Below are 3,512 nucleotides of genomic sequence, written 5' to 3'. Positions count from 1 at the left end.
CCCACCTCCCTAACAATGAAGCCCCCGACAAAACGACAATTTCGGAGCTCAATCCAGCGGCTTTAATACCCGCTGTTTACGCTTCCCAGAGTTACCCCGTGGCTGTGCAAAACTCACTTCCGACTGATGGTTAATCCTAAATCGCCTCCAATGCCTCAGAGAGTTTTTTCACGGCAATCACCGTAAGACCGGGAATCGGTTTTCTTGGTTGATTGGCTGCTGGAACAATGGCCCGGCTGAAACCGTGCTTGGCGGCTTCGGTCAGACGTTCCTGACCATTGGCCACCGGACGGATTTCCCCGGCCAGACCAACCTCACCAAAGGCCACCAGGTCCTGCGGCAGCGGTGTGTCCCGCAGGCTGGAAACCACGGTCAGCAGACTGGCCAGATCAGCACTGGTTTCTGTGATCTTTACGCCACCAACCACATTCAGAAACACATCCTGGTCACTGGTGAAAATACCACCGTGCCGGGTGAGAATGGCCAGCAGCATGGCCAGGCGGTTCTGTTCCACACCAACGGTTACACGACGGGGGTTTCCCAGTTGGGATTCCACCACCAGCCCCTGTATCTCAACCAGCAGAGGCCGGGTACCTTCCCACAATACAGAAATAATGCTGCCAGAGGTGGCCTCCTGGGTTCGGGACAGGAAAATGGCCGACGGGTTTTTCACTTCCTTCATGCCGGTTTCGGTCATGGCAAAAATACCCAGCTCGTTCACCTGGCCAAACCGGTTTTTGGTGGCCCGCATCATCCGGAAGCGGGAATCATCGGTATTGCCCAGCATGATCTGGGTATCGATGATATGGGATAGAGTCATGGGACCGGCCAGGGAGTTGTCTTTGGTGACGTGGCCGACAATCAGTAATACCGTACCGCTTTGTTTGGCATAACGGGTCAGGAAAGCGGCAGATTCTTTTACCTGGCCAACACCACCGGGCACGGAGTCCACTCCGTTCATATACATCACCTGGATAGAGTCGATCACAACAATGCCGGGCTTCTCCTGCTCGGCCACCGCTACAATATTTTCTGCGGAGGTTTCCGCCAGCATTTTCAGGTTATTGGTGGGGAGTCCTAATCGCTGGGCCCGGGCGGCAATCTGCTGCAGTGACTCTTCACCAGAAACATAAAGGGCATTCATAGACTGGGCAACGTGGCAGAGCACCTGCAGCAGGATGGTACTTTTTCCGGCACCCGGGTGGCCACCAATCAGCACCGCACTGCCTTTAACAAAACCGCCACCGAGCACCCGGTCAAACTCCGTCATGCCGCTGGAGAAGCGAGGTGCTTCTTCCACATCCACTTCGCTGAGGATTTTCAGTTCGGAGAGAGTACCGGCAAAACCGGCTTTGTTACCGGCGGCAATGGAGGGAGAGGCGGCCGGTCCGAGATTGACTTCTTTATAGGTGTTCCAGGCTTTACAATCCGGACACTGTCCCTGCCATTTCGCGGCTTCGCTGCCACATTCGGTACAGACGTATGTTTTTCGGGATTTTGTTTTTGCCATGAAGAGTCTTTGCGTAAAGTCTTTGCGTAGAGGTTCGGTATGCATTCCCACGGGGACCTTGGGAAAGAGTCCGACAGAACGTTTCAGGCTATTCGTTCATATCGAGAACGAAGCCCCACAGCCACAGGTAGACTTGGCATTCGGGTTTTTAACCAGAAAGCGAGAGCCTTCCAGCCCCTCTTCATAGTCAATCTCTGCACCCACCAGATACTGGTAACTCAGAAAATCAACCACAACGGGTGCACCATTTTTAATAATCAGGGTGTCATCATCAGCAAGATTACTGTCAAACGTGAAGCCGTACTGAAAACCGGAACAGCCTCCACCGGTGACAAATACCCGGAGCCTTTGATTTTCTTCGGTCTCATCTGCCAGCAATTCTCTTACCCTGCGGGCAGCAGCTTCCGTTACACTGATTGGCTCAGGTATCACTGTTTCTACTACGCTCATTGACCCTCCCGTGCCGTCGTCTTAGCTCATGGCCATCATTCACTGATAACCCGTTAAGGCAGCGACCCGTCATTTACTCATCAGTCGGCTATTATCGGAGTAACCAACTGTTACAGTCAACTATCCGAAGCTTCAATCACTTCAGCGGCGGGTATCTCTTTGTCAGCACGCTCCAGCAGAGGCTGAGGTCCGGCAGGCACACCATTCGAGTGATGCTCAAGACTGCCATTGACCTGGGATCCTTTGATCATCTCTATGACGTTGTAAAACACATTACCGGTAATCACTGCCCGGGAAGCAAGCTCCAGATGTTCTTCGGCAAAAACATTACCACGAACATGTCCATCGACCACCACACGCTGGACACGAACATCACCTTCCACACTCCCATTATGAGCAATGGTCAACATGCCCTGATCTGCTGAAACATTACCTTTAACACGCCCTTCGATATGCACGGAACCGGAAAAGTGAATATCGCCGGTGATGATTGTTTCTGACGATATAAGCGTCATAATGCCATGTTTATTCGCGACGTTACCCGCTGTTTTGCTCTTGCCGAACATCCGCTAACAGCTCCTTATCCCATTGATAAATTTGTTCAAAACTCTGTTTGATTCCGCTGGTGATGCGCACCATAACCTTGACCTCTGCCGGCTGAAAGCCTTCCGGTATGTTGAAGTCAAAATACTCTCTGTCACTGGGCAGAGCCTGAAAGTAGCGAAATCCCAAACCTGTAATAACCTGATCCGACCCTATCAGCTCCTGCAAGGGTATGGTCTGTGCTTTGCCATCTTTCTCGCCAATCAGGGATACCGATAACGTTCCTTTCAGAAACGGGTTACTTCTTGCCACCTGAGAAATCACCAGCCGAAGACGGTACTGACCGGGTTCATTCCCCTGAAGTAAACTGAAGCCCGCCACCCGCACACCGGTGGACATGTCTTCCGGAGCGAGGATGCTTTTGAAAAAAGTCAGCTCTTTGTGTAGCAGCTCTTTTTCTTCCTCAAGCTTCTTTACTAACAAGCGAACATTATTGACCGCTTCACGATCCATTTTGCTGGCACTTTCCAGAATGCCCACCCGCTGCCGGAGCTCTCTGTTCTCTTCCAGCAACACTCTGGCCTTATTCTCCAGAGTGGTATTCTGTTGCCGAAGCTGGTTCAGATTCTGGCCTGCATGGTTACCACCATACCAATAGGCAAAACCACCCAGCAAAGCAATAAATACCAATAGAAAAAATCGAATTAACTGATCTCGTTTCGGGTCATGGCGTATAACCCTGAGTTTGCTGCTGTCGGGATGCAAAGCTACCCACCTTTTTGACCATAACTCGGGCCCTGATCATAAGAGCCAATGCCTGCAATCTTCTTTCAACAGAGCCTGATATCAAGCCACTGTCTGACCGGAAATAATGGCCACCTGAATTAAAAGGATGAGCATTATTCTGAGTAACTTAACAGCGGGACTATACACAAGCCAAAAAAACATAACAAACATAAAGGCAGCTTGAGCCTTGGATCATAACAACGAATGTTGCGCTCGTTGCGGT

4 protein-coding genes are annotated in these 3,512 nt (G+C 51.1%); all 4 read right to left on the bottom strand.

Going from position 1 to position 3,512, the window contains the following annotated elements; translation table 11 throughout:
• Positions 1-136: 136 nt before the first annotated feature.
• Positions 137-1,510, bottom strand: coding sequence for a DNA repair protein RadA (gene radA, locus KDK15_RS20180; protein WP_257297197.1), 1,374 nt, complete (start codon positions 1,508-1,510; stop codon positions 137-139).
• 96 nt (positions 1,511-1,606) lie between these two features.
• Positions 1,607-1,960, bottom strand: a complete 354-nt coding sequence (gene erpA, locus KDK15_RS20175; protein WP_257297196.1) for an iron-sulfur cluster insertion protein ErpA — start codon at positions 1,958-1,960, stop codon at positions 1,607-1,609.
• 116 nt (positions 1,961-2,076) lie between these two features.
• Positions 2,077-2,526, bottom strand: a complete 450-nt coding sequence (locus KDK15_RS20170; protein WP_257297195.1) for a polymer-forming cytoskeletal protein — start codon at positions 2,524-2,526, stop codon at positions 2,077-2,079.
• Positions 2,498-3,268, bottom strand: coding sequence for a DUF6776 family protein (locus tag KDK15_RS20165; protein ID WP_257297194.1), 771 nt, complete (start codon positions 3,266-3,268; stop codon positions 2,498-2,500). The genes KDK15_RS20170 and KDK15_RS20165 overlap by 29 nt, the downstream gene beginning before the upstream one ends.
• Between the last annotated feature and the right edge of the window lie 244 nt (positions 3,269-3,512).

This window comes from Endozoicomonas sp. YOMI1 (assembly GCF_024606345.1).
Taxonomy (GTDB): Bacteria; Pseudomonadota; Gammaproteobacteria; order Pseudomonadales; family Endozoicomonadaceae; genus Endozoicomonas.
This window is presented reverse-complemented; position numbering and strand designations above follow the sequence as displayed.

Excerpts from the sequence above, each read along its gene's own strand:
- radA (WP_257297197.1), bottom strand. The coding sequence starts at position 1,510 with ATGGCAAAAACAAAATCCCGAAAAACATACGTCTGTACCGAATGTGGC.
- erpA (WP_257297196.1), bottom strand. The coding sequence starts at position 1,960 with ATGAGCGTAGTAGAAACAGTGATACCTGAGCCAATCAGTGTAACGGAA.
- KDK15_RS20170 (WP_257297195.1), bottom strand. The coding sequence starts at position 2,526 with ATGTTCGGCAAGAGCAAAACAGCGGGTAACGTCGCGAATAAACATGGC.